A 24,311-nucleotide genomic window follows, 5' to 3' on the forward strand; every position below is an offset into this window, starting at 1 on the left:
ACTCCTGCCGATGTTCTTTCAGAGTCGCCGATTCGCCTGAGTGCGATGACGCACACTGCGCACGCCCGGTTCGAACCGGGGACGCAGCCGGCGCCACTAGCCGGCATCTTTGAGGGAGTTCCCAATGTCATCATTCAACGTCCTGGCGCGTCGCGCCTCGTTGGCGCTCGCCGTGACCGCCCTGGTCGGTTGCGCCGCCACCGAACAGTCCCGCACCATTGAAGTTCCGCGCGCCACGACGCCGGCCCCGGCCCAGTACCAGGGTCAGCGCGCGCCGATCGCCGTGGGCAAGTTCGAGAACCGCTCCAGCTTCATGCGCGGCATGTTCGCCGACGCCATCGACCGCCTGGGCAACCAGTCGAAGTCGATCCTGGTCGCCCATCTGCAGCAGACCAACCGCTTCAGCGTGCTGGACCGTGACAACCTCGAAGAAGCGCAGCAGGAAGCCAAGTTCAAGAACAGCAACCTGGCCATCAAGGGTGCGGATTTCCTGGTGACGGGTTCGGTGACCGAGTTCGGCCGCAAGGAAGTCGGAGATCAGGCGCTGTTCGGCGTGCTGGGCCGCGGCAAGAAGCAGATCGCCTACGCCAAGGTGACGCTGAACATCGTCAACAGCCAGACCTCGGAAGTCGTGTACTCCGCGCAGGGCGCGGGCGAGTACGAGCTGTCGACCCGCGAGATCGTCGGCTTCGGCAGCACCGCCAGCTACGACGCGACGCTGAACGGCAAGGTCCTGGACCTGGCCATCAAGGAGGCCGTCAACACGATGGTCGCCGGCATCGACAGCGGCGCCTGGAAGCCGCAAGCCGCCCGCTGAACCGGAGACCGATCATGAGCATTCGCATGACCCGCGCGCTCCGCGTGAGCGCCCTCGCGGCCGTGGCCGCCCTGCTGACCGCCTGCGGCACGCCGCAGAAGCCGCTGTATCAATGGAGCGGCTACCAGACCAGCGTCTACCAGTACTTCAAGACCAACGGCGCGACACCCGGCGACCAGATCACGCAGCTCGAATCGCAGCTGATCAAGAACAAGGCCGCCAACGAAGCGACGCCCCCGGCCTGCACGGCCACCTGGCGCTGCTGTATGCGAAGGTCGGCAACGACGATGCCGCCCGAGCGCATCTGGAAGCCGAACGCGCGCTGTTCCCGGAGTCCGCCGGCTATGTGGACTTCCTGCTGAAGAAGCCTTCCGAGAAGACCGCCGCCGCAGCGGCCGCCGCGCCCGCCAAGGCCGCGAGCGGCGTCTGAGCGTGCAGGAGAAAGACACCATGACGAATCTGATGTCCCTGATCAAGCGCCTGGGCGCGGTGGCCGTGCTGGCCGCGCTGACCGCCTGCGCCGCGCCGCCCAAGCCCTACGACTACACCGCGTTCAAGGAAGCCAAGCCGGCGTCCCTGCTGGTGCTGCCGCCGATGAACGACACGCCGGACGTGAACGCCACCTACGGCGTGCTGTCCAACCTGTCGATGCCGCTGGCCGAGGCCGGCTACTACGTGCTGCCGGTGACGCTGGTCGACGAAACCCTGCGCACCAACGGCGTCACGACGCCGTCGGACGCGCAGAACATCGACACCGCCAAGCTGCGTCAGATCTTCGGCGCCGATGCGGCGCTGTACGTCGGCGTGAAGCAGTACGGCTCGGTCTACAAGGTGCTGTCGAGCGAAACCGTCGTCGAAATGCAGGCCAAGCTGGTCGACCTGCGTACCGGCACGCTGCTCTGGGAAGGCAAGGCCAGCGCCTCCAGCGCCGAGCAGAACAACAACAGCCAAGGCGGCTTGATCGGCCTGCTGGTGAAGGCGGTGGTGGACCAGATCGCCGCCAACCTGTCCGATCGCAGCTTCCAGATCGCGAGCCTGGCGGGCAACCGTCTGGTCTACGCCCCCAATGGCCTGCTGCCAGGTCCCCGGGCGCGCCAGGTTGTGAAAAACTAAGGGCTTCGTCCCGAACCCCGACACCGGTCGGCCTCGATGGCCGGCTGGTCGACCACCCACCGGTTCGCGCCGGTGGGTTTTCTTTTCCGAGCATGACCACTCCCATCACCGTCACCCGCCATCAAGGCCTCGAGGCCCTCGAACTGCACGCGCCCGGCGGCGCGCGCGCCACGCTGCTGCTGCACGGCGGCCATCTGGTGTCGTGGGTGCCGGCCGGCGCGGACGAGCAGCTCTACCTGTCGCCGAAGAGCGCCTTCAGCACCGGGCAGGCGATCCGCGGCGGCGTGCCGGTGATCTTTCCGCAGTTCTCGACCCGGGGTCCGTTGCAGCGCCACGGTTTCGCGCGCGGCAAGCCCTGGCAACTGGTCAGCGCCGAGTCCGGGAAGGAGGACGCGCTCGCCGTCCTGCGCCTGACGGATGACGACGCCACCCGCATGGTCTGGCCGCATGCCTTCGAAGCCGAGATCAGCATCCGCATCGCCGGCCGCGCACTGCAGATCGAACTCGCGTGCGAGAACAGGGGCGACGCGCCGTTGTCCTTCACCGCCGCGCTGCACACCTACCTGCGCTTGACTCAGATCATGTCGGCGTCCGTGCAGGGCTTGTCCGGCCTGGCCTACTGGGATGCGACGACGGAACGCGCGGCCACCCAGCACGAGGACCTGCTGCGCCTGGACGGGGAGACGGACCGCATCTACCAGGACGCGAAGCACGACCTGACCCTGCGCGACGGCGACCGCCGCGTCGCCATCCGCCAGCAAGGCTTCTCCGACATCGTGGTCTGGAATCCCGGCCAGGCCAAGGGCGACGCGCTGGCCGACATGCCCGAGGGCGGCTGGAAGCAGATGCTGTGCGTCGAGGCCGCGCAAGTGCTCAAGCCGATCGAACTGCCGCCGGGCGAGACCTGGGCGGGGATGCAGACGCTCGAGCTGCTCTGAGTCTCTCCCACCGCGTCCGCCGCATCGACTGCGTTTGCCGGCACCTCGGCGAGGCGCGGTAAGCTGGCCCGTCCTTCACGGCACGGAGCCAGCATGGCCGACAAGAAGTCCAAGAACGGTGGCAAGCGCAGCGACGAGAAGCGCAGCGCGAAGAACGGCGGAGACAAAGGCAGCGACAGGAACGGCAAGCTGTCGAAGTCGGATTACCTGGACCGCCTGCAGCCGATGCAGGTCGAGCTCAACAACCTGGGACGTTGGCTGCAGCACACGCGCAAGCGGCTGCTGGTCATCGTCGAGGGCCGCGACACCGCCGGCAAGGGCGGCGTCATCAGCGCGATCTCCGAGACGCTGAGCCCGCGCCAGTGCCGCACCGTCGCGCTGGGCAAGCCCAGCGAGCGGGAGCAGGGCGAGTGGTACTTCCAGCGCTACCTGACGCACCTGCCGGCCGCTGGCGAGATCGTGCTCTTCGACCGCAGCTGGTACAACCGCGCTGGCGTCGAGGCGGTGATGGGCTTCTGCACGCCGCAGCAGACCGACGACTTCCTGAAGCAGACGCCCACGCTGGAGCGCCTGCTCGTCGACGACGGGCTGCTGCTCTTCAAGTACTGGCTGACGGTAGATCAGCACCAGCAGGAGGAGCGCTTCGCCGAGCGCGCCGAGGATCCCCTGAAACAGTGGAAGCTGTCGCCCATCGACCTCGAGGCGCGCCAGCATTACGAGGACTACGGCCGCGCGCGCGATCGCATGCTCGAACACACGCACACGAAGCAGGCGCCTTGGACGCTGGTCGACTTCAATGACCAGCGCCGTGGTCGTCTGACCCTGATCCGCCATCTGCTGGACCATCTGCCGGACGTGACTGTCCCGGCCAAGGAACTCGAGTTCCCGCCGGTGGCCGGCGGCCTCAAGGAAGAGCGCTTCGGCTGGAAGCTCAAGCCGATCAAGAGTCTCTGAAGGCGCGATCGGGCGTCAGTACTTCCACGGCCGTTGGCCCTCACCCCCGCCCTCTCCCGCAAGCGGGCGAGGGAGTCCGAGTGGCGCCCTTCTTGCCCCCTCTCCCGCTTGCGGGAGAGGGCGGGGTGAGGGCCAGCGGCCCAGGCAGTCAAAGAGTGCTACAGCACGACGACCGCGTCCGGCAGCTCGTTGCGCGGCACGACGCCGGCCTCCGGCGGGAAGTGCTGCGCCAGCAGCGCCTCGACCGCGCGGATGGCCTCCACCAGCCCCTGCTCGAACTGGCCGCCGCGCAGCGACTGCCGCAATCCATCGACGATCGGCTGCCATTGCGCCGCGCTGACGCGCCGGTTCAATCCGCGATCCGCGACGATCTCGATCGCATGCTCCGCCAGCAACAGATAGATGAGCACCCCGTTGTTGTGCTCGGTGTCCCACACGCGCAGCTTGCCGAACAGCGCCAGCGCGCGCTGCCGCGCCGTCAACCCGCGCCAGAGGTAGCTGATCGGCAGGCTGGCTTCCACGCACAGGCGGATCTCACCAGCGTGGCTCAACTCGCTCTCGGTGACGCGCGCGGACAAGCGTGCGAGCGCCGCCGGCGGCAGCACGCGCCGCACATCGGCTTCGTCCCAGAAGCGATGCCGGAAAAAGCGCCCGAGCCGGCTGGTGTCACCGGCGTGGCGGATGTCGCGATCGGTCGGTCGGTCCATCACCAGTCTCCCGAGGCGCCGCCGCCGCCGAAGTCGCCACCCCCGTCGGAGGAGAAACCGCCGCCGCTGTCGCTGCCGCCGCCCCAGCTGCCACCCCCATCGCCGCCACCGCCTCCCCAGATGATCGGCGGCGCGATGCCGCCCGACCCATGCGCGCTGCGCCGGTAACCGCCGTAGGACGGGCTGGCGCTGCGCCGACGCGCCGCGCCGATGCCGAGCACGCCGACAAGGATCAGTGACGCGACCGCCGCGCCCACGCCCAGCAGCACGCTGTTGCTCAAGCCCCAGCCGACGACGCCGGCGCCGGCGCCGGTGAACAGGCTGCCGACCTTGCGGCCGAAGATGGAAGTCAGCACCGCACCCACCAGCGGCACGGCGAGGAAGGCGATCATCGCGATCTCGCCGATGTCGATGTTGTGGCCGCCGCCGGACTTCGATGTCCGCTGCGTGGGCGCCGGCAGGTGCTCGCCGCGGATGCGCGCCTGCAGCGAGTCGATCGCGCGGTTCAGGCCGCCGGCGTAGTCGCCGGCCTTGAACGCGGGCGTGATGTCGCGCTCGATGATCTGCCGGGCGGCGAGATCGGGCACCGCGCCCTCGAGCGCCTTGGCCGTCTGGATGTTGATGCGCCGGTCGTCCTTCGCGACGACGATCAGCAGCCCGTCGCCGACATCGCGGCGACCGAGCTTCCACTGGTCGCCGAGGCGCTGCGCGAACGCGGCGATGTCTTCCGGCGCGGTGGTGCGCACCATCAGGACGACGATCTGCGGGCCGGCTTCGCGCTCGAAGGCGGCGAGCTTCGCGTCGAGCGCCTCGCGCTGCGCGGCGTTCAGCGTCCCGGTCTGGTCGATCACGCGGCCGCTGAGCGGCGGTATCGGCTGGACATCCTGCGCGCGCGCCCGCGGCAGCAGGCCGACGCTCATCAGCAGGCCGAAGAAGACCAGCGTCAGGAATCGAACGGCCCGCATGCGCGGGGCCTCAGTTCGACGCGGGCGACGCCGACGGCGCCGGTGCCGGTGCCGTGACGGCGGGCGCGGCCGGCTTGTCGAAGTTCACCGTCGGCGGCGCGGAGATCGCGGCCTCGTTCTGCACGGTGAAGTTCGGCTTGGTCTCATAGCCGAAGATCTTCGCCGTCAGGTTCGAGGGGAAGCGGCGCGTCAGCACGTTGTATTCCTGCACCGACTTGATGTAACGGTTGCGAGCAACGGTGATGCGGTTCTCCGTGCCTTCGAGCTGCACACGCAGATCGCGGAAGCCCTGGTTGGCCTGCAGCTGCGGATAGCGTTCGCTGACGACCATCAGCCGGCTCAGCGCCCCGGACAGCTCGCCCTGCGCGGCCTGGAACTTCTGCAGCGCGGCCGGGTCGCGCGCCAGCTCGGGCGTGACCTGGATGCTGGTGGCCTTGGCGCGGGCCTCGACCACCTTGGTCAGCGTGTCCTGCTCGAAGCTGGCCTCGCCCTTGACCGTGTTGACGATATTGGGGATCAGGTCGCTGCGGCGCTGGTATTGGCTGAGCACCTCGGACCAGCTGGCATTGACCTGCTCGTCCAGGCTCTGGAACTCGTTGTAGCCGCAGCCGGTGAGCGCGAGCGGCGCGCCGACGATCAGGGCGGCCGCCGCGGTGGTGCGGACGGTGGCGAGCAGACGGGACGAAGTCGAAGTCATGTGCGGATCCTCCTTGTGCGCAGAGGCATATCGTGTGCCATGTCCCGCAATTCAAGTGCAGGGGGCCCCGAGCATAATCCCCTCCCCATGAGCGCCCCCCTTCAGAACGACGTCTTCCTGCGCGCCTGCCTGCGCGAGCCCACCGAGTACACGCCCGTCTGGCTGATGCGCCAGGCCGGCCGCTACCTGCCCGAGTACCGCGACACCCGCGCGAAGGCTGGCAGCTTCATGGGCCTGGCCACCAACAGGGACTACGCGACCGAGGTCACCCTCCAGCCGCTGGAGCGCTACCCGCTCGACGCGGCGATCCTGTTCAGCGACATCCTGACAGTGCCGGACGCGATGGGCCTGGGCCTGTCGTTCGCGCAAGGGGAGGGGCCGAAGTTCGAGAAGGTCGTCCGCGACGAAGCCGCCGTGAACGCGCTCGCCGTGCCGGACATGGACAAGCTGCGCTACGTCTTCGACGCGGTGAGCTCGATCCGCGGCGCGCTGAACGGCCGCGTGCCGCTGATCGGTTTCTCCGGCAGCCCGTGGACGCTGGCCTGCTACATGGTCGAGGGCGGCGGCTCCGACGACTACCGCCACGTCAAGAGCCTGATGTACGCGCGTCCGGACCTGATGCACCGCATCCTGTCGATCAACGCCGATGCGGTCGCCGCCTACCTGAACGCACAGATCGAGGCCGGCGCGCAAGCCGTGATGCTCTTCGACTCCTGGGGCGGCGTGCTGGCCGACGGCCAGTTCCAGCAGTTCAGCCTGGCGTACTCGCGCCGCGTGCTGGCGCAACTCAAGGGCGAACACGACGGTCGCCGCATTCCCAAGCTGCTGTTCACCAAGGGCGGCGGGCTGTGGCTGGACGAGATCGCCACCGCCGGCGCCGACGTCGTGGGCCTGGACTGGACGGTGAACCTCGGCCGCGCGCGGGCGCAGGTGCAGGATCGCGTCGCGCTGCAGGGCAACCTCGATCCGAACGTGCTGTTCGCGCCGCCGGCCGCGGTGCGAGAGCAGGCGCGCGCCGTGCTCGACAGCTTCGGCGCGCCGCAGCGTGCGGACGGCGGCTGGGGCGGCCATGTGTTCAACCTGGGCCACGGCATCAGCCAGTTCACCCCACCGGAAAGCGTGGCCGAACTGGTCGACGAAGTGCATATGCATTCGCGCAAACTGCGCAAGGCCACGGTCTAGTTATCCCCAAATCCGTGCATGTCACCGAAACGCAGCACATGCACGGGTTCTGAGCTAGGGCTTTCCCCGATGGGCGCGTAAGTCGTTGATTTCAAAGGGGGATGCAGGTTTCCCCGAGATTTGACGCCGAAGGGCCGCCGCGGCGGCAATCCCGGCGGCCCCTGAAAAGCCGGGGCGTTTCCCACAAAGTTATCCACAGGCTGTCGACCCCGTTGTGAACACCCTTGGAAATCAGGCACTTGGCGCGTTTTCCTCATGGTCGATGGAGACCGTGAGGGACGCCACGCCGCAGCATGCGGACGGCCAAGCGCGGGCTCTCCACGGGGCAGGGGGATCCCTCCAGGACCCCCAGCTCCATTCCGGCCCCACTGACATCCGTTGACGCCGACATGGCGCGGCGACCGGGATGAGCGAGTCCTCATTGCGTCGCTTGCGGGTGGCGGTCGAGGCGCCACAGCACAGCGGGCTGACCGGGCCGCTGGACTACCTCGGCCCGCAAGACTTGACCCCGGGCACGCTGGTGCATGTGACGCTGGGCCGTCGCGACGTCATGGGGCTGGTGTGGGACGACCTGCCCGAGGGCCAGGACTTGCCTGAGGGCGAGCAGCTGCCGGAGTCGGAACTGCGTCCCGTCGGCGAGGCGCTCGATGCGTTGCCGCCCCTGTCGGACCGCTGGCGCCGGCTGCTCGACTTCGCGGCGCAGTACTACCAGCGCAGCGTCGGCGAACTGGCGCTGGCGGTACTCCCGCCGCAGCTGCGGGACCTCGACGCGAAGCAGTTGCAGGCGCGGTTGAAGAAGCTCGACAAGGCGGATGCGGAAGCGGCGAAAGCCGCGGCGGCGGCGGCGGAGTCGACGACACCCGGGCCGGAGCGCCCGACGCTGAGCACGCAGCAGCAGGCGGCCCTGGACGCGCTGGCGGAACTGGCCGGTCGCGAAGCGCCTTCGCCCGCGCTGCTGTGGGGGTTGACTGGCAGCGGCAAGACCGAGATCTACCTGCGTGCCGCCGAAGCCGCGCTCGAACGCGGCCAGCAGGTGCTGGTGCTGGTGCCCGAGATCAACCTGACGCCGCAACTCGAGGCGCGGTTCGCCGAGCGCTTCGCGGGCCGTTCCATCGTGTCGCTGCACAGCGCGCTGACGCCGGCGCAGCGCCTGCGCAACTGGCTCGCGGCGCATCTGGGCCGCGCGCAACTCGTGCTGGGCACGCGGCTGGCGGTCTTTGCCTCGATGCCGCGGCTGGGGCTGATCGTCGTCGACGAGGAGCACGACCCGTCCTACAAGCAGCAGGACGGCGCGCGCTACTCGGCGCGCGATCTGGCCGTCTATCGCGGACATCTGGAGAAGGTGCCGGTGGTGCTCGGTTCGGCGACGCCGTCGCTGGAAAGCTGGCAGCACGCGCTGGCCGGCCGCTACCGCCGCGTCGACCTCACCGAACGTATCGGCGGCGGCGCGTTGCCGCGGGTCCGGCTCTTCGACATGAACCGGCTCGAACGCAAGAAGGGCGTCACGACGGCGCTGTCGGTGCCGCTGCTGGACGCCATGCGCAAGCGGCTGGAACGCGGCGAGCAGAGCCTCGTGTTCCTGAACCGCCGCGGCTACGCCCCGGTGCTGCATTGCGACCAGTGCAACTGGAAGAGCGACTGTCCGCATTGCAGCGCGCACCAGGTCTTCCACAAGGAGGACCGGACGCTGCGCTGCCACCACTGCGGCGTGACGACGCGCGTGCCGCGCGCCTGCCCCGCCTGCGGCAATCCGGACATCGCGCCGCTCGGCCGCGGCACGGAGCGGCTCGAGGAGCAGCTCGCGCAGGCGCTGCCGGGCGCGCGTGTGGCGCGCATCGATGCGGACACGACCAAGCTCAAGGGCAGCCTGGAATCGCAGCTGGCGGCGGTGCACGAGGGCGAGGTCGACATCCTCGTCGGCACGCAGATGGTGGCCAAGGGTCACGACTTCCGCCGCATCACGCTGGTCGCCGCGGTGAACCCGGACGGCGCGCTGTTCAGCAGCGACTTCCGCGCGCCGGAGCGGCTCTTCTCGCTGCTGATGCAGGCCGGCGGCCGCGCCGGGCGCGACGCCGCGCAGGCGGCCGCGAGCGAGATGTGGATCCAGACCTGGTATCCCGAGCACGCGCTCTACCAGTCGCTGTTGAAGCACGACTACGAAGCCTTCGCCGGCAGCCAGCTGCATGAACGGATGACGGCGAACCTGCCGCCGTTCGCGCATCTGGCGCTGGTGCGGGCCGAAGGGCGCAGCGTCGAGGCGGCCCGCGACTTCCTGACCGCGGCGCAGGAGGCGGCGCAGGCGCTGCCCTTGTCGCTGGGGCTGCTGCTCTATCCGCCGGTGCCGATGGCCATCGCGCGCGTGGCCGACAGCGAACGTTTCCAGATGCTGATCGAGGCGGGGAACCGCGCGCAGCTGCAGCGCTTCCTGCGCGCCTGGCTGCCGGAACTGCACGCGCTCAAGCGCCGTCAGAAGGGCTTGACGCGGTGGGCGGTGGACGTGGATCCGCTGGCGATCTGAGCCGCGGGATCAGAGCAGGCGCGCGAGCGCCTCTTCCAGGATCGGCCAGGCGGCGCGCGCGGCGGCGAGGGCATCCTCGGACCCCGTCGCGGCCTGTTCCGCATCGAGCTCCAGTTGCCTCGCGACCTCGGCCGCCTCGGTGTGCCCCAGCGTCAGCAGCACGCTCTTGAGGCTGTGCGCGAGGTGGCGCAGCTTGACGTGCTCGCCGCGCTCGCAGGCGAGACGGCCGTTGGCGATGTCCAGCGGGAACTGCATCCGGCAGCGCGCCAGGAAGGCCTGATACAGCGCGGCATTGCCGCCGAAATACTGCTCGATGGCGGCCTGGTGGATCGACGGCATCGCCGCTGGCGGCGTCGCGTCGCGCAGGCCGTCCAGGCAGGACTGCAGCTCGCCGAGCGAGCAGGGCTTGGAAAGGAAACGCGTCACGCCGAGCGCCTCCAGCTGCTCCCGCACGGCGGGGTTGAGGCCGGCGCTGAACACGGCCAGGCGCGCGTTGCCGCGCAGCGCCGGCCGCTGCTTGAGCGTCTGCAGCAGGTCCAGGCCGTGGCGCCCCGGCAGCATCAGGTCGCTGATGACCAGGTCGAAGCTCTGGGTCGCGAGCGCGAGCAGCGCCTCGTCGACGGAAATGCAGGCCTGCAGGCGCACCTCGTCGTCCTCCAGGGCCATGGAGACGAAGCGTTGCAGGGTGGTGTCGTCCTCCACCAGGAGGACCCGGACGCGGGACGCCATGATCAGCCCGGCGGCTTCAACCGGCAAATTGCGGCTGACGGGCCTGGATGCGCTGGACGGCGGCGCCGAGCAGCGGCGGCAGATCGGTCACGAGGCGGGGCTTGTGCACCAGCGGCAGTCCGGCCAGCGCGAACGCGTAGGGCGCCCGCTGCTGTTCGTCGAGCGCGGTGACGAAGATCAGTTCGCTGCTGGCGAACTGCGGCTGCGAACGCAGGCTGGTCACCAGCGCCGCGCCGTCGATGCCGGGCAGCAGGATGTCGACCAGCAGGATCTCCGGCTGCAGCTGGCCGTACATGACCAGGCCGCCGATGCCGTCGTTGGCCGTGTGCAGGTCGAGGTCTGGGAACTCCTGCTGCGCGAGCAGCATGACGAGGTTCTGGTAGTGGACCGAGTCCTCGATCAGCAGCGCCTTCAGACGCGGCGGCACCCCATCGTTGGGCGACAGCTCGGCCGGCTTGGTCGGCGCCAGGCCGCGGCCGGTGAGCCACGCGTCCAGCGAGGTCCGCAGGATCCGGCGGTGGCCGCCCGGCGTGCGCCAGGCCTGCAGTTCCCCGCGGTCGACCATCAGCTGCACCGATCGGACGGCCATGCCGAGGCGCTGCGCGACTTCGCGCGTGCTGAAATCCTCTTGCATGTCGTCAGGTGTGCGGGCAATGGCTGTCATGGGTCGATTTTGCCGAATTAACCAAACTTGTAGGTGGGCAATATCCCCAGTTATAAGCGATAAAAGTGATATCGGGTGTGACTTCGGTCGGAGGTGGGGCCTTCCCTCGCCATCGAATGGGGCGAACTCTGGTGCAATCCGGGTCGAGGAGATGCGATGACGAAGCGATGGACCGGATTGCCCGCCCGCGTCCGGCAGGCCCGGATGGGCGCGGCCTGCCTGCTGCTGGCGGCCGCGGCCGGCGCCTGGGGCGCCCCGGAGGCGGCATCCGCGCCGACGCCCACGCCTGCGGCCAGTCCCGCGCTGCAGCGCGTGCTCGCGCACGGCGTGCTGCGCGTCTGCATCTGGCCCGACTACTACGGCATCACCTACCGCCATCCGCGCGACGAGACGCTCAGCGGCATCGACATCGACCTGTCCAATGAGTTGGCCAAGGAACTCGGCGTGCGCCTGCGTTATGTCGAGTCCTCGTTCCAGCGCCTGATCCCCGACCTGGAGGCGGAACGCTGCGACGTCGCGATGTTCGCCGTCGCCGTGCTGCCGCAACGGGCCGTGGCGCTGTCCTTCACCCAGCCTTACCTCCAGAGCGACATCTACGCCATCGCGAGCCGGGCGAGCCGCGTCGTCAAGCGCTGGGAGGACATCGACCAGTCGGGCGTGGTGGTCGCCGTGCAGGCCGGCACGTCGACGGAGCGGGTGATGCGCGACACCCTCAAGCGCGCCAGGTTGCTGGTGGTGCAGCCCCCGCGACGCGGGAGCGCGAACTGGAATCCGGCCGTGCCGACGTCTTCATGACCGACTATCCCTACAGCCGGCGGATGCTGGACAACGCCGACTGGGCGCAGCTGATCGCCTCCCCCGGCCGTTCCATGTCCTGCCGTATGCCTACGCGATCAAGCGCGGCGATGCCGCGTGGCTGGCGCGGCTGGACGAATTCGTGGCGCGCATCAAGCGCGACGGGCGCCTGCGCGCCGCCGCCGAGCGCCACGGCCTGGGCGCGATCGTCGTGCCCTGAGGCGGAGTCATCCCCATGCTCGGTCCGGCCGTCCGATCCCTTCTCCGCCTGCGTCGCGCGACGCTGTGGGCGGGCATCGCCGTGGGTGCGGGCACGCTGGCCGGGCTGATCGGACCGGCCTGGGTCGGCCGGCAGGAAGCGATCGACGAGGCCCGCGCCCGCGGCGCGCTGCTGGCGCAGGTGCTCGAGAGCGACGCGAGCCGGACGATCGAGACCGCCTCGCTGTCGCTGCATGCGATCGGCGACGGGCTGACGCGCACGGTGGCCGATCCACACGAGGCACAGCACCTCGAGGAGCATTTCAGCCATGTGCTGGTGGGACTGCCCTTCATCCGCAGCGTCTCGCTGCTGGACACACGGGGGCGGGTGCTGATCAGCACGAACGCCGACGAGATCGGTCTGGAGATCCCGCTCGACGACTTCGGGCGCCTGCCCGCGCCGGATCGCGACATGCTGATGCCGCTGCGTCCCGGGCGAGGGCTGGCGGACCTGGCGCGCGGACGCGGCGCGCGCGGGTCTCCGGTCGGCATGCTGCCGTTGCTGCTGCAACTGCCGTCGCCGCCCGACGAGGCCGCGAGCGGCGCCGCCTCGATGGGCATTTCGCCGGGCACGCGCGACGAAGACCCGCGCTGGCTGCTGGCATTGATCAATCCCGATGCGCTGACGCAGGTCCAGCAGCGTGCGCTGCCGACCGGCCGCAGCGCGGCGTGGCTGGCGTCGACGGACGGCCAGCTGCTCGCCGCGATGGAGACCCTGCATCAGCTCCCCGGCCAGCGGCTGGACGGCCATCCCGCCTTCGACGGGCTGCGCCGCGGGCGCGAGCACGACACCTACATCGGCGCCGGCGCGCTGCCGGGCGAGGTCATCGTCGCGTACCGCGCGGCGCCGCGGCGCCCGCTCATCGTCGGCGTCGAGCAGTCGACCGACGAGGTGCTGGCCCGCTGGCACGCGGGGCTGCGCTGGCTGCTGCTGATCGGCGCGCTGGCGCTGGCGCTGATCGCGCTGGCGACGATCACCGTGCGGCGCAGCCTGCAGGCGCGGGCGGAGGCCATGGAAGCTCTCGAGGGCGCGCACGAGCAGCTCGCCGACCGCGAGCGCGACATGCGGGTGCTGCTCAAGAGCGTGCAGGAGGTGATCTTCCGGACCAATCCGGCGGGCACGCTGACCTTCGTCAATGCGCGCTGGACGACGTTGCATCGCGGCCGCCCGGACGAGGCGGTGGGGCGCCGGCTGGTCGACATCGCGGAGCCGGCCGACCGGGACGCGGTGGCGAGCCTGTTCGGCGGCGACGAAGGCGTGCGCAGCGTCGAGGCGACGATCCGCAACGGCGAGGGCGCGCCCCGCCGGTACCAGATCGCCACCGTGCCGCTGCGACGCGACGGCGAGCTGCTGGGTTATGCGGGCAGCGCGGTCGACATCACCGAGCGCGCTGCCGCCGAACGGCTGACACGGCAGGCGCGTGACGCGGCGGAGGAAGCCTCGCGGACCAAGACCGAGTTCCTCGCCAACATCAGCCATGAGCTGCGCACGCCGCTGCAGTCCATCCTCGGGTTTTCCGAGCTCGGCATCATGCGCAGCGGCGGGCAGGAGCGTCTGCAGGCGATGTTCTCGGACATCCACGGTTCCGGGCAGCGGATGCTGGCGCTGGTCAACGACCTGCTCGACGCGTCCAAGCTCGACGCCGTCGGTGCGCTGGAGCTGCGCGCCGAGGACCTGCGCGAACCGGTCGACGCCGTCATGCGCGAGCTCGCGCCGCTGAGCGCGAAGCGCCAGTTGACGCTGGCGGTCGACCTGCCCGCGCCCATGCCCGGGCGCGTCGATCCGTTGCGCTTCCAGCAGGCGGTGCGCAATGTGCTGGCCAACGCCATCAAGTTCGCGCCGCAGGGCGGCACCATCGAACTCCGCGGCGGTCGCACGGCGGAGGGCGCCTTGCATCTCTGCGTGGCCGATCGCGGACCGGGCATCCCGGTCGACGAGCTCGAACGGATCTTCGACCCCTTCGTCCAGTCCACCGCCACCAAGGACGGCTCCGGCGGCACCGGCCTGGGCCTGCCGATCAGCCGGCGGATCGTCGAGCTGCATGGCGGCCGCCTCTATGCCGCCAACCGCGAGGACGGCGGCGCCGAGTTCCACCTGATCCTTCCCGCCCAGGACGCGCCGGCGGCGGGGAACGAGGCCCGGGCGGCCGACTGAACCCCGCGCTGTCCCCCTGATCGGGGCCCTGTCCGACAGCCTCGTCACGCGCGCTGTGCCATCCTTGCCAAAGGTTCATGCCGACGGGACGGCATCAGGAGCGCACCATGAAGTGGGAAGGCAATCGCGAGAGCGACAACGTCGAGGATCTGCGCGGCAGTGGGGGCGGCGGCGGTGGCGGCGGCCTGCCGATCGGCGGACGCGGCATCGGCATCGGCGGCATCGTGGTGGCGCTGCTCGCGTCCTGGGCGTTCGGCATCAATCCGCTGACGGTGCTCAGCGCGCTCGACGGCAGCGCGGTCCAGACCTCGCCCGGCCCGGCCCAGCGCCCGGTCGAGCACAGCCGGCCCCAGGACACGCCCGCCAAGTTCGTCAGCATCGTCCTCGCCGATACCGAAGATGTCTGGGCCTCGCTCTTCAAGGCCGCCGGCAAGACCTACCAGGACCCTTTTCGAGGGCCGGTCGCGCACGGCCTGCGGGCTCGGGCAGGCCGCCATGGGACCCTTCTACTGCCCCGGCGACAGCAAGGTCTACATCGACCTCAGCTTCTATCAGACCCTGCGCGATCGGCTCGGCGCCCCGGGCGACTTCGCCCAGGCCTATGTCATCGCCCATGAGGTCGGGCACCACGTCCAGCATCTGCTCGGCATCACCGACAAGGTCGACGCCGCCCGGCGCCGTCAGTCCGAACAGGCCGCCAACGCGACCAGCGTCCGCGTCGAACTCCAGGCGGATTGCTTCGCCGGGGTGTGGGCCCATCACTCCCAGCAGTCCAAGGGCTGGCTGGAAGCCGGCGACGTGGACGAAGCACTGAACGCCGCCGCCAAAATCGGCGACGACACGCTGCAACGCAGCGCTGGACGCGCCGTCGTGCCAGAAAGCTTCACCCACGGAAGCAGCGAACAGCGACAACGCTGGTTCAAGCGGGGGATGGCTCAGGGGGATCTGCGGGACTGCGATACGTTCGCGGCGAAGCAGCTTTAGCACCAGCGCGACTGGCTTGGCCGGGGCCGCCGGCGAAGCCGAAGCTGCGGCGCTCAACTCCCGCCGCTCGCCTGCGGCTCGCTTTGGTCAGACAGAACGCGCCGGGTCAGTCCTGGAGGCTTCGGCTTCGCCGGCGGCCCCGGCCAAGCCAGTCCACATCAGCGGCTTACTGCGATGCGCCTGATCCGGCGGGGGGCGGGGCTTGGCTTCAACTCGCGGGTCGCCGACGCAGCCCTTCAGCCACTGGCTCATCTCCCATTGCACCTGGCCCGCGGATTCGCGGGCGGTGTAGCCGTGGGCCTCGAAGGGGAGAAGGACGTAGCGTGCGGTGCCGCCCAGGCCCGCCAGTGCCTGGTACAGGCGCTCGCTCTGCATCGGGAAGGTGCCGGAGTTGTTGTCGGCCTCGCCGTGGATCAGCAGCAGCGGATCCTTGATCTGGTTCGCGAAGAGGAAGGGAGACAGCTTCAGGTAGACGTCCTTCGCGTCCCAGAGCGAGCGGCGCTCGCTCTGGAAACCGAACGGCGTCAGCGTGCGGTTGTAGGCGCCGCTGCGCGCAATGCCGCAGCGGAACAGCTTCGTGTGCGCCATCAGGTTCACCGCCATGAAGGCGCCGTAGCTGTGGCCGCCGATCGCCACCCGCCGCGGATCCACCGTGCCCAGGTCCTCCGCCTTGTCGACGATCGCCCGGGCATTCGCCGTGATCTGCTCGATGAAGCTGTCGTTCATGTTGCGCGAGTCGCCCACCACCGGCATCGTCGCGTCCATCAGCACCACGTACCCATCCATCAGCAGGTTCAGCGGACTGATGCCCGAGAAGGTCATGTAGCGCCCCGGTGACCCGCTCAGCTGCCCCGCGATCGCCGCGTCGTTGAACTCCAGCGGATAGGCCCACACGAGCGCCGGCCGCTTTTCGCCTTCGCGCTGGTCCGGCGGGAGGTACATCCAGAACGACAGCTCCACGCCGTCGTTGCGCTTGAAGCTCACCAGCTCGCGTCGCACGCCCTTCAGCTGCGGCGTCGGATCCTTGATGCGGGTCAGCGGCGTGACCTTGCCGTTCTCGCGCAGCACGAGGTTGGGCGGCTCGTGTTCGGTCTCGCGCTGCGTCAGCAGGCGGCGGTCCTCGAGCAGCGCCATGGGCTGTTCGTACACACCTTCGGCCGACTGGAACAGGCGTTGCACGCTCAGGTCCTTCAGCGACATCTTGTCGAGGAACGGCCGGTCGCCCTTCGGCCCCGAGCCCTGGCCCGACAGCAGCAGGTCGCCGTTGAGCGTCTGTGCGACCTGGTGGCCATTGGCCAGCGTGCGCATGAACGGGTAGCCGGGGTGCCGGTAGCGTTCACGCACCGAGTGCTCGAACAGGGGCCGGCTCTGCTTGCCGTTGAGCGGCAGCAGGTAGGTCCGGGACCAGCCCCGGCTCCGGTCCTCTTCCGTCAGGAGGCCGTACAGGCCGTCGTCGACGAAGCGCAGCCGCGTGAAGCGGTAGGGCATGCGCTGCACCTCGAAGGGATCGCCGGTGTAGGGCGGATCCAGCCGCATCACGCGGTCGCGGAACGCCGCGCGGTTGGCCGGGTTGCCGCCGTCCAGCGCCTCGACCCAGTAGATCGCGGCGTCCTTCGTCGGGGAGGGGTAGAACACCCTCGGCCCCTGCAGTGCGCCGTCGATCGCGACGCCCTGCTTCAGCGGCATCTTGGCCAGTTCGCGGATCACCTTGCCGTCGCGCTGGCGGACCTCGACCACCGTCGGGAAATCGTCGAAGGTCAGGTTGTAGCTGAACGGCCGGACCAGCCGCTCGGTCAGCAGCGCCTGGCCGGTGCCGACGCTGGAGACGCTGGTGAACAGGCCCGGCGTGCCGATGTCGCGGCTCTGTCCGCTGGCGATGTCGATCAGCGTGAGCTGCGAGCGGGCGTAGTGTTCGAACAGGTCCTCGTCGCGCGGATTGCGCAGCAGGTCCGGGTAGGTGCGCTCCGGCGAGGCCTTGCCGTGCGTCTCCTGGATCGCCGGCCCGGTCTGCGCCCGGCTGGGCGCGGCGCCGCGATCGTCGGGGATGGTCAGCACGACCGCTTCGCGGGCATTCAGCCAGGCGATGTCGTCGGCATCGACGGCGTTGTTGAGGCGCACGTTGTAGATGCGCCAGAGCTGGCCGTTGGCGGTGGCGCCGGCCCACAGTTCTTCGCCAGTCTCGGTGCGGCGGGACAGCAGGAAGCGCTGTCCGTCCGGCGCCCAGACGAAGTTGTGCCAGGTGCCGCCGGCGGGGAGTTCGACATCGCGCTCGGTCGCCTCCGGCTCGAGCAGCGGGCGCAGGCGCACGCGCTGCACGGCGAGCAGGTTCTGCTGGCTGGCGTTGCGCGGGTCGAAACGCGCGCCGGCCAGGCGCAGCCCGGGCCGCGCCAGTTCCTCGAGCGGCGTGTAGCGGCGTTGCTCGACCAGCGCCAGCGCCTGGCGGTCCGGCGAGGGGATGAGCCGCGGCAGCGCCGGCGCGTCCAGCAGTTCGCGGATCGCCGCGGACGGCTGCTTGTACGGCGCGGGGGCGGCGTCGGCGGCGGAAGCGACGGCGGTCCCGGCCGCGAGCAGCGCGGCGCCCAGCATCGCTGCGAGGCGGGACGACGCGGGGCGCGGGCGGGGCGTGGCGGTCGTGGGGCCTGGGGCGGCCCGTGCCGCGGAGGCGCCGACGGGCGGGTGGCTCAGGCCGACAGAGGGGACGCGGAAGGACATGGGGTCGAAGTATCGCTGCGCTAGGATTCGCGCCCATGATCGAGCCCCCGCCCCGCACGCGCAGGACAGCCGCGCACCGCACGACCCGGCCCCCGGGGCCCCGCGGTGCTGCCGGTGGCCGGCGAGCGGCTGGGCGTCTGGCGCGTCGCGGCGGTGCTCTTCGAATGCGCCTCCGGGGTGTGGGTCCGCGTCGAGCACGGCAAGGCCGCCGCGCAGACCGGCCTGGCCCTGGTCTACCGCCACGACTCGGACGCGCAGGCAGTGCTGATGCGCTTCGCGGAAGACTCGGAAGCGCTGTCGCGCTTCCAGCATCCGACCTACGGCGCGCCGCTGGACAGCGGACTCAGTCCCACCGGGTTGCCCTACCTCGTCGTGCCGGCGATGGAGGGCGCGCCGCTGCTGCGCGTGGCGATGGCCCTGCCGCTGAAGCGGCGCATGCAGCTGCTGCTGGACCTGATCGGGATGCTGGACGCGGCGCACGCGCACGGTCTGGTGCTGCACGAGCTCGACCCCGGCACGCTGTGGCTCAGTCCCGCGCAGCAGTTGCACTGGCTGGGGCAGGGGCTGACGCCGCGCGACAGCCAGGCGCCCACCGCCCTGGTGCGCGCCGCCGAGCCGCTGGCCAACGCGCGTCAACGCGCCGGCGGCCGCCCCGATGCCAACAGCGAGACCCACGCGCTGGGCCGGCTGCTGGGCATGCTCGTCAACGGACGTCTGCCGCGACGCGATGCGACCGAGGACGGCTTCGAGGAGGAGCCCGAACCCGGCGCCACGCCGGTGGCGTCGCTGCAGTCGTGGCTGTCGTTGACGGCCGCGCAGCGTGAGAGCCTCGACCAGTTGCTGGACCGGGCCATGATGGACGGACGCTCGTTCACCGACCGGCAGCTGCTCGCGCAGGCGGTGCGCGACTGGATCGAGGTCGAGCCCGTGTCGACGCGCCCGTCGTCCACCGCGTCAGGGTCGCCCTCGGCGCCGATGCCGCTGCTGCCCTCGCCGCCGCCGCTGGTGGCCGAGGACGACCGCCCGGCCTCCTCCCGCGCGTCGTGGGCGGAACGCCTGGCGGGCGTGGCACTCGTGCTGGCGCTGGCGGCGATCGTTGCCTGGCTGGTGTTGCGCGGCAGCTGAGCGCGCCGTCGGTCCTCGCCCGCGATCCTGGCCGAAGACCGGTCGGGGACCCACCTCGATGCACTAGTCCTCTATCGGGGGTGAGGCAGAGCCGTTCGAAAACGCCCATGCGAATCGACTGATCCGCGTGGCCGATCGACTTGGACGCGTCATGCATCGGTCGATGAAGGCGGATTGTCCGAGGGGGCCTGCCTGCCTACGATCGTTCTCCTGTCGCCCTGGGTGGCGACGCGAGGAGGATGTGCGTGAGTTTCGACATTCAGCCGATGTCCGCCGCGGATTGGCGCAACTGCTGGCGGGATTCGGTGACCGATCCCGATTGTTCGCACTGGCTGCGGGGCGTGCTGGAGAGCTGCATCGACGGCAAGAACGCGCACTGGATGCGGTTGTCGACGCGATGGGCGGTGGACAAGGGTACGGGTGACTACCTGGTCCGGCTGCCGTCCCTGATCGGACGCCAGATCGCCGACCAGTTTTGCGCCCGCGTCGGCGAACGGCTCTACGGCCTGTGCGGGCTGGGCATCGGTGACGCCAAGCTGTTCTTCGCGGGCGGCTCGTCGCCGCCGTACGAGACGATGGCGCAGGTCCACGCGGTGCTCTCGGCCGCGTTCGCGGTCCACGGCTCCCATGGCGAGGACATCGGGCGCGACCCGATCCGCACCCCCATCTTCATCCCGGGCGCGCTGGTGCCGGAGGACCTGGCCGCCGAAACCCGCGGCCCTTGCGCCGATCCGCGCGACGTCTGAATCCCCGTGTCGCGGGGCTGCCTGTCGACGGAACCCGCGCCTATCATGGGCCAGCCCATGGACGCCCTCCGCCGACACCTGCTCCGTCATGCCGCGCTCGGCGCGATGACCGTCGGCATGAGCGGCACGGTGCGGGCTCAGGCGTCGTCGCCCGGCGGGCCCGGTGCGGGACGTCCCCGCGCGGCGCAGCAGGTGGTCGTCGCCGGAACGACCTTCGCGCGGCTCTTCGAGCCCGCGCCCGACGGCGGCAAGCCGGGCGGTCTCGCCGTCGACCTGCTCGACGCGATCCTGATCCCCGCCGGCCACCAGCCGCGCTACGAGTTCTATCCCTGGCTGCGGGCGCAGGCCATGATCGGGCATGGACCGGCGCAGATCCTCGTCGGGCCCTACCGCACGCCGGAACGCGAGCGTCTGATGCGTTTCTCGCGCCAGGCCTTCTACGAGGACGCGCTGGTGTTCTACGCGCGCCGCCGCGAGGCAGGGCTCTGGTGGGGGGACTTCCAGGCGCTGGTGCCGCTGCGCATCGGCGCGGTGCAGGGCTGGGTCTATGGCGACCGCTTCGAGCAGGCGCGCCGGGGCCTGAACGTGACCGCCTTGCGGGACCTGAACACGGCGCTGCGCATGCTGCAGCTCAACCGGCTGGACCTGATCGCGGCCAACCAGCGGAATTCGGAGCCGGTGATCCAGGAGCTGGGCATGAGCGATCAGGTCGCCCTGTGCGCGCCGCCGTTCGCGCAGCTGCGCGGGCACTTCGCCTTCCGCCGCGACGCGGCGGGCGAGCCATGGTCGGCGCTGATCGACGCCGGCATGCAGCGGCTGCGTGCCAGCGGGGAACTGCAGCAGATGGCGGCCCGGCGCGGCGTCGCGCTGCCGGACTGACCGCGCTCAGGCTCCGGTGCCGCTCAGCTCAGCAGCAGGAGCGCCAGGCCGATCGCCGCCGGGATGGCCTGGATGAAGAGGATCTTGCGGCTGGCCGTCGCGGCGCCGTACAGACCCGCCACCAGCACGCAGGCCAGGAAGAAGACCTTCACCGGACCGCCCGCGGCGCCCAGCGCCAGGCCCCAGATCAGGCCTGCCGCGAGGAAGCCGTTGTACAGCCCCTGGTTGGCCGCGAGCACCTTGCTCGCCTCGGCGAATTCCTGGGTCAGTCCGAAGGCCTTGCGGCCCTTGGGCGTGGTCCAGAGGAACATCTCCAGGATGAGGATGTAGACGTGGATCAGCGCCACGAGGGCGACGACGACATTGGCGGCTAGGGCAAGTGTTGTGTTCATGGTTCGCACTGTACGTCCCGCTATCATCCCCGGCCGCCTCGAAGTTCCCTGTCCCGCACGTTCCATGTCCAAGACCACGCTCAATCCCGCTCAGCTGGCGGCCGTGCATCACCTGTCGGGGCCTTGCCTGGTGATCGCGGGCGCGGGGTCGGGCAAGACGAGCGTGATCACGCAGAAGATCGCCAAGCTGATGTCCGAGGGCTACCGGCCGAAGAACATCGCCGCGATCACGTTCACGAACAAGGCCTCGCAGGAGATGCGCGAGCGGGCCAAGCACCTGGTGGGCAGCAAGGCCGGCTCGGAACTGCTGGTGTCGACCTTCCACTCGCTGGGCGTGCGCATCCTGCGCCAGGACGGACGCCACCTCGGGCTCAAGGAACAGTTCTCCATCCTCGACTCGGACGACGTGCTGTCGGTGCTGCGCGATGCGGGCGGCACGACTGATGCGGCGACGGCGAAGTCCTGGCAATGGACCATCTCGCTGTGGAAGAACCAGAACCTGAGCCCGCAGCAGGCACTGGCCTACGCGAAGGACGACATGGAGCGCGCCGCCGCCGTCGTCATGCAGCGTTACCAGGAGCGGCTGACCGCGTACCAGGCGGTCGACTTCGACGACCTGATCGGCATGCCGCTGAAGCTGCTGCAGACCAATGAAGAGGCGCGCGGCAAGTGGCAGGAGACGCTGCGCTACGTGCTGGTCGACGAGTACCAGGACACCAACGCGGTCCAGTACGAGCTGCTGAAGTGCCTGGTCGGTGACCGCGCGATGTTCACCGCGGTGGGCGACGACGACCAGTCCATCTACGGCTGGCGCGGCGCGACGATCGAGAACCTGAAGAAGCTGCCGGTCGATTTCCCGCAGCTCAAGGTCATTCCGCTGGAGCAGAACTACCGCTCGACCAGCGCGATCCTGCGCGCCGCCAACAACGTGATCGGCGGCAATCCGAAGCTGTTCCCGAAGACGCTGTGGAGCGAATTCGGCGAGGGCGATCCGATCTCGCTCATCGAGGCCGACGGCGAGGAGCACGAGGCCGAGCGCGCCGTCGCCCGCATCCAGGCGATCCGGGCCAACGAGCCGACGACGAAGTTCTCCGACTTCGCGATCCTGTACCGCGCCAACCATCAGTCGCGCATCTTCGAGCAGGCGCTGCGCCGCGCCGAGATCCCGTACAAGGTCTCCGGCGGCCAGAGCTTCTTCGACCGCACCGAGATCAAGGACCTCTGCGCCTGGCTGCGGCTGCTGGTCAACCAGGACGACGATCCGGCGTTCCTGCGCGCGGTGACCACGCCCAAGCGCGGCATCGGTCATCAGACGCTCGGACACCTGAGCGAGTTCTCGGCGAAGTGGAAGCTGTCGATGTTCGAGTCGCTGTTCGCCGAATCGCTCAAGGCCACACTGTCGAGCAAGGCGCTGCACGGGCTGCATGAATTCGGCCGCTACGTCGTCGACCTCGAGTACCGCGCGCGCCATGCCGTCGGTGCCGAGGAAGGCAAGGCGCTGATCATGGAATGGCTCAAGGACATCGCCTACGAGCAGTACCTGATCGACCAGGAAGACAACGAGAAGGTGGCGCAGGCCCGCTGGGGCAACGTGCTCGACTTCGTCGACTGGGTCGCCAAGCGCTGCGGCGGCGAGATCTCCACCGACGGCGGCATCACGACCGAGAGCCCCCGCCAGACGCTGCTCGAAGTCGCCCAGACGATCAGCGTGATCCTGTCCTTGGCCGAGCGCCAGGAGGAACAGGACCAGGTCGTGCTGACGACGCTGCACGCGTCCAAGGGACTCGAATGGCCGCACGTGGTGCTGGCCGGCGTCAACGAGGGCCTGCTGCCCTTCAAGGCCGAGAACGACGAGCTCACGCCCCAGCGTGTCGAGGAAGAACGCCGCCTGATGTACGTCGGCATCACGCGGGCACGGCGGACGCTGGCGGTGTCGACGCTGCGGCGGCGCAAGAAGAACCGCGAGACGGTGATGGGCGTGCCCAGCCGGTTCATCGCGGAGATGAAGCTGGGCGAGGGGGGCGTCAAGGAAGACCCCCGCGAAAAGCTCAAGCGCATGCGCGAGCAGCTCGCCGCCAAGGCCGCCGACAGCGCGGCGAAGCAGGCGCAGGCGGCGAAGGACGATCGCTGATTCCTGCGCTTGGCCAAGCGCGGCTCTCCACGGGGCATGGGGCCTCCCTCCGGGAACCCCAAGCCCCATTCCGGCCCCACCCGCACTCGCTGATTGCACGTTGTCGACGGCCATCGACGCCGTGGATGGCAAGACCTGTCACTCGAACAGTGGGTGCGAGTGGTAGGCGAACGATTCTTACTGGTTCGAGTCATTTCACGGGGAAGCTCGCGTTCCTAGCATCCGGACCCTCTGCGCCCGCCGAGGAGTCCGACCATGTCCGCCGTCCCGCTTTCCAGTTCCTCTTTCCGAGAATCCGGCACGCCCGCCGAAGCGACGGCGCGGCACCGTGCCATCGATGTCCTCGCCGACGAGCTGCGCAAGGCGCATGGGGACCAGACCCTGCTGGCGGTGAACGTCCACGCGCTGGCCGAAGGCCTCGGCGTCGAGGTCCGCGACCGCGGCGGGGCGCGCGAGCCGATGTATCCCTATCGCGGCCGGCTCCTCTCCCTGGACGAGCGCCCGGTGATCGAGCTCAACCTCGCCGACGAGCCGCTGCAGCGTCGCATCGTGCTGGCGCATGCGCTGGGACATCACGTGCTCGAGCACGGACCGGTCCCCGCAGAGACGGCGCCGAACCTCTCGATCCACAGCCCGCGCCGCATCGAGGAGGACGCTCACCGCTTCGCGCTGGGCCTGCTGATGCCCGACTTCGCGATCTACCGGCTCATGAATCAAGGCGTCGTCAGCGCGCGTCGGCTGGCGGAGAAGTTGTTCGTCCCGGAGGCCGCGGTCCACGAGCGCCTGCAGGCGCTCGACCGGCAGTGGTCGCACCTGTGAGCGCCCGGGCGCCGTGTGTCGTACGCTCCGC

The 24,311-nt window shown here is 69.8% G+C and carries 19 protein-coding genes and 3 pseudogenes; 15 read left to right on the forward strand and 7 right to left on the reverse strand.

Features of this window, described 5'->3' with window-relative positions; translation table 11 throughout:
• Nucleotides 1-124: 124 nt before the first annotated feature.
• The 5 genes and pseudogenes from ACQ859_RS04380 to ppk2 all read left to right on the forward strand — a co-directional run bounded on the left by ACQ859_RS04380 (nucleotide 125) and on the right by ppk2 (nucleotide 3,822).
• On the forward strand, nucleotides 125-817 hold the full coding sequence (locus ACQ859_RS04380; protein ID WP_431264755.1) for a CsgG/HfaB family protein: 693 nt from the start codon (nucleotides 125-127) through the stop codon (nucleotides 815-817).
• A 26-nt stretch (nucleotides 818-843) separates the two neighbouring features.
• Nucleotides 844-1,247: pseudogene (locus tag ACQ859_RS04385) on the forward strand (DUF4810 domain-containing protein).
• 20 nt (nucleotides 1,248-1,267) lie between these two features.
• Complete coding sequence (locus tag ACQ859_RS04390; RefSeq protein ID WP_431264756.1) at nucleotides 1,268-1,930, forward strand: DUF799 domain-containing protein; 663 nt, start codon at nucleotides 1,268-1,270, stop codon at nucleotides 1,928-1,930.
• A 92-nt stretch (nucleotides 1,931-2,022) separates the two neighbouring features.
• On the forward strand, nucleotides 2,023-2,868 hold the full coding sequence (locus ACQ859_RS04395; RefSeq protein WP_431264757.1) for a D-hexose-6-phosphate mutarotase: 846 nt from the start codon (nucleotides 2,023-2,025) through the stop codon (nucleotides 2,866-2,868).
• A gap of 93 nt (nucleotides 2,869-2,961) precedes the next feature.
• Nucleotides 2,962-3,822 carry a polyphosphate kinase 2 gene (gene ppk2, locus ACQ859_RS04400; RefSeq protein ID WP_431264758.1) on the forward strand — a complete coding sequence of 287 codons (861 nt, stop codon included), beginning with the start codon at nucleotides 2,962-2,964 and terminating at the stop codon, nucleotides 3,820-3,822.
• Nucleotides 3,823-3,980: 158 nt separating this feature from the next.
• Here the strand turns inward: ppk2 and ACQ859_RS04405 are convergent, their stop codons facing one another.
• The 3 genes from ACQ859_RS04405 to ACQ859_RS04415 are packed head-to-tail and all read right to left on the reverse strand — an operon-like array spanning nucleotide 3,981 to nucleotide 6,191.
• Nucleotides 3,981-4,529, reverse strand: coding sequence for a TPM domain-containing protein (locus ACQ859_RS04405; RefSeq protein ID WP_431264759.1), 549 nt, complete (start codon nucleotides 4,527-4,529; stop codon nucleotides 3,981-3,983).
• Nucleotides 4,529-5,494, reverse strand: coding sequence for a TPM domain-containing protein (locus ACQ859_RS04410; RefSeq protein ID WP_431264760.1), 966 nt, complete (start codon nucleotides 5,492-5,494; stop codon nucleotides 4,529-4,531). The genes ACQ859_RS04405 and ACQ859_RS04410 overlap by 1 nt, the downstream gene beginning before the upstream one ends.
• Before the next feature lie 10 nt (nucleotides 5,495-5,504).
• Nucleotides 5,505-6,191 carry a LemA family protein gene (locus tag ACQ859_RS04415; protein WP_431264761.1) on the reverse strand — a complete coding sequence of 229 codons (687 nt, stop codon included), beginning with the start codon at nucleotides 6,189-6,191 and terminating at the stop codon, nucleotides 5,505-5,507.
• A gap of 87 nt (nucleotides 6,192-6,278) precedes the next feature.
• On the opposite strand from ACQ859_RS04415, the gene hemE reads away from it, so the two are divergent.
• Together hemE and ACQ859_RS04425 are read left to right on the forward strand one after the other, a co-directional pair.
• Nucleotides 6,279-7,373, forward strand: a complete 1,095-nt coding sequence (gene hemE, locus ACQ859_RS04420; protein WP_431264762.1) for a uroporphyrinogen decarboxylase — start codon at nucleotides 6,279-6,281, stop codon at nucleotides 7,371-7,373.
• A 406-nt stretch (nucleotides 7,374-7,779) separates the two neighbouring features.
• The gene (locus ACQ859_RS04425; protein WP_431264763.1) at nucleotides 7,780-9,891 is read left to right on the forward strand and encodes a primosomal protein N'; all 2,112 of its coding nucleotides are present in this window, start codon (nucleotides 7,780-7,782) and stop codon (nucleotides 9,889-9,891) included.
• Nucleotides 9,892-9,900: 9 nt separating this feature from the next.
• Here ACQ859_RS04425 and ACQ859_RS04430 read toward each other — a convergent pair whose 3' ends face one another.
• Nucleotides 9,901-10,620, reverse strand: coding sequence for a response regulator (locus ACQ859_RS04430; protein ID WP_431264764.1), 720 nt, complete (start codon nucleotides 10,618-10,620; stop codon nucleotides 9,901-9,903).
• 16 nt (nucleotides 10,621-10,636) lie between these two features.
• Entirely contained in the window at nucleotides 10,637-11,254 is a 618-nt protein-coding gene (locus ACQ859_RS04435) for a helix-turn-helix domain-containing protein (RefSeq protein ID WP_431264765.1), read from the reverse strand.
• A 234-nt stretch (nucleotides 11,255-11,488) separates the two neighbouring features.
• Between ACQ859_RS04435 and ACQ859_RS04440 the strand changes: the two are divergent.
• From ACQ859_RS04440 to ypfJ, 3 genes and pseudogenes are all read left to right on the forward strand, one after another.
• Nucleotides 11,489-12,299, forward strand: a pseudogene (locus ACQ859_RS04440) (substrate-binding periplasmic protein).
• Nucleotides 12,300-12,314: 15 nt separating this feature from the next.
• Nucleotides 12,315-14,492, forward strand: a complete 2,178-nt coding sequence (locus ACQ859_RS04445) for an ATP-binding protein (RefSeq protein ID WP_431264766.1) — start codon at nucleotides 12,315-12,317, stop codon at nucleotides 14,490-14,492.
• A gap of 107 nt (nucleotides 14,493-14,599) precedes the next feature.
• Nucleotides 14,600-15,476 (forward strand): annotated as a pseudogene (gene ypfJ, locus ACQ859_RS04450) (KPN_02809 family neutral zinc metallopeptidase).
• Between the two features lie 87 nt (nucleotides 15,477-15,563).
• Here the strand turns inward: ypfJ and ACQ859_RS04455 are convergent.
• Nucleotides 15,564-18,188: an alpha/beta hydrolase family protein gene (locus ACQ859_RS04455; protein ID WP_431264767.1), complete on the reverse strand. Its 2,625-nt coding sequence runs from the start codon at nucleotides 18,186-18,188 to the stop codon at nucleotides 15,564-15,566.
• 105 nt (nucleotides 18,189-18,293) lie between these two features.
• On the opposite strand from ACQ859_RS04455, the gene ACQ859_RS04460 reads away from it, so the two are divergent.
• The 3 genes from ACQ859_RS04460 to ACQ859_RS04470 all read left to right on the forward strand — a co-directional run bounded on the left by ACQ859_RS04460 (nucleotide 18,294) and on the right by ACQ859_RS04470 (nucleotide 20,938).
• The gene (locus ACQ859_RS04460) at nucleotides 18,294-19,313 is read left to right on the forward strand and encodes a hypothetical protein (RefSeq protein ID WP_431264768.1); all 1,020 of its coding nucleotides are present in this window, start codon (nucleotides 18,294-18,296) and stop codon (nucleotides 19,311-19,313) included.
• Nucleotides 19,314-19,558: 245 nt separating this feature from the next.
• Nucleotides 19,559-20,059 carry a hypothetical protein gene (locus ACQ859_RS04465; protein WP_431264769.1) on the forward strand — a complete coding sequence of 167 codons (501 nt, stop codon included), beginning with the start codon at nucleotides 19,559-19,561 and terminating at the stop codon, nucleotides 20,057-20,059.
• Nucleotides 20,060-20,116: 57 nt separating this feature from the next.
• Complete coding sequence (locus tag ACQ859_RS04470) at nucleotides 20,117-20,938, forward strand: substrate-binding periplasmic protein (RefSeq protein WP_431264770.1); 822 nt, start codon at nucleotides 20,117-20,119, stop codon at nucleotides 20,936-20,938.
• Between the two features lie 23 nt (nucleotides 20,939-20,961).
• On the opposite strand, the gene ACQ859_RS04475 is transcribed toward ACQ859_RS04470, so the two are convergent.
• On the reverse strand, nucleotides 20,962-21,330 hold the full coding sequence (locus tag ACQ859_RS04475; protein ID WP_431264771.1) for a DUF1304 domain-containing protein: 369 nt from the start codon (nucleotides 21,328-21,330) through the stop codon (nucleotides 20,962-20,964).
• 64 nt (nucleotides 21,331-21,394) lie between these two features.
• Between ACQ859_RS04475 and ACQ859_RS04480 the strand changes: the two genes are divergently transcribed.
• Together ACQ859_RS04480 and ACQ859_RS04485 are read left to right on the forward strand one after the other, a co-directional pair.
• On the forward strand, nucleotides 21,395-23,461 hold the full coding sequence (locus ACQ859_RS04480) for an ATP-dependent helicase (protein ID WP_431264772.1): 2,067 nt from the start codon (nucleotides 21,395-21,397) through the stop codon (nucleotides 23,459-23,461).
• Nucleotides 23,462-23,716: 255 nt separating this feature from the next.
• Nucleotides 23,717-24,280 (forward strand): ImmA/IrrE family metallo-endopeptidase, encoded by a 564-nt coding sequence (locus ACQ859_RS04485; protein WP_431264773.1) that lies wholly within the window; start codon nucleotides 23,717-23,719, stop codon nucleotides 24,278-24,280.
• The last annotated feature ends 31 nt before the right edge of the window (nucleotides 24,281-24,311 follow it).

Origin of the sequence: Roseateles chitinivorans, from assembly GCF_050632235.1 — a bacterium.
Classification (GTDB): Bacteria; Pseudomonadota; Gammaproteobacteria; order Burkholderiales; family Burkholderiaceae_C; genus Roseateles; species Roseateles chitinivorans_A.

Coding starts and splice junctions, on each gene's coding strand:
- ppk2 (WP_431264758.1), top strand. CDS start 2,962: ATGGCCGACAAGAAGTCCAAGAACGGTGGCAAGCGCAGCGACGAGAAG.
- ACQ859_RS04395 (WP_431264757.1), top strand. CDS start 2,023: ATGACCACTCCCATCACCGTCACCCGCCATCAAGGCCTCGAGGCCCTC.
- ACQ859_RS04470 (WP_431264770.1), top strand. CDS start 20,117: ATGGACGCCCTCCGCCGACACCTGCTCCGTCATGCCGCGCTCGGCGCG.
- ACQ859_RS04480 (WP_431264772.1), top strand. CDS start 21,395: ATGTCCAAGACCACGCTCAATCCCGCTCAGCTGGCGGCCGTGCATCAC.
- ACQ859_RS04445 (WP_431264766.1), top strand. CDS start 12,315: ATGCTCGGTCCGGCCGTCCGATCCCTTCTCCGCCTGCGTCGCGCGACG.
- hemE (WP_431264762.1), top strand. CDS start 6,279: ATGAGCGCCCCCCTTCAGAACGACGTCTTCCTGCGCGCCTGCCTGCGC.
- ACQ859_RS04430 (WP_431264764.1), bottom strand. CDS start 10,620: ATGGCGTCCCGCGTCCGGGTCCTCCTGGTGGAGGACGACACCACCCTG.
- ACQ859_RS04425 (WP_431264763.1), top strand. CDS start 7,780: ATGAGCGAGTCCTCATTGCGTCGCTTGCGGGTGGCGGTCGAGGCGCCA.
- ACQ859_RS04405 (WP_431264759.1), bottom strand. CDS start 4,529: ATGGACCGACCGACCGATCGCGACATCCGCCACGCCGGTGACACCAGC.
- ACQ859_RS04380 (WP_431264755.1), top strand. CDS start 125: ATGTCATCATTCAACGTCCTGGCGCGTCGCGCCTCGTTGGCGCTCGCC.
- ACQ859_RS04390 (WP_431264756.1), top strand. CDS start 1,268: ATGACGAATCTGATGTCCCTGATCAAGCGCCTGGGCGCGGTGGCCGTG.
- ACQ859_RS04475 (WP_431264771.1), bottom strand. CDS start 21,330: ATGAACACAACACTTGCCCTAGCCGCCAATGTCGTCGTCGCCCTCGTG.
- ACQ859_RS04485 (WP_431264773.1), top strand. CDS start 23,717: ATGTCCGCCGTCCCGCTTTCCAGTTCCTCTTTCCGAGAATCCGGCACG.
- ACQ859_RS04435 (WP_431264765.1), bottom strand. CDS start 11,254: ATGCAAGAGGATTTCAGCACGCGCGAAGTCGCGCAGCGCCTCGGCATG.
- ACQ859_RS04455 (WP_431264767.1), bottom strand. CDS start 18,188: ATGTCCTTCCGCGTCCCCTCTGTCGGCCTGAGCCACCCGCCCGTCGGC.
- ACQ859_RS04415 (WP_431264761.1), bottom strand. CDS start 6,191: ATGACTTCGACTTCGTCCCGTCTGCTCGCCACCGTCCGCACCACCGCG.
- ACQ859_RS04410 (WP_431264760.1), bottom strand. CDS start 5,494: ATGCGGGCCGTTCGATTCCTGACGCTGGTCTTCTTCGGCCTGCTGATG.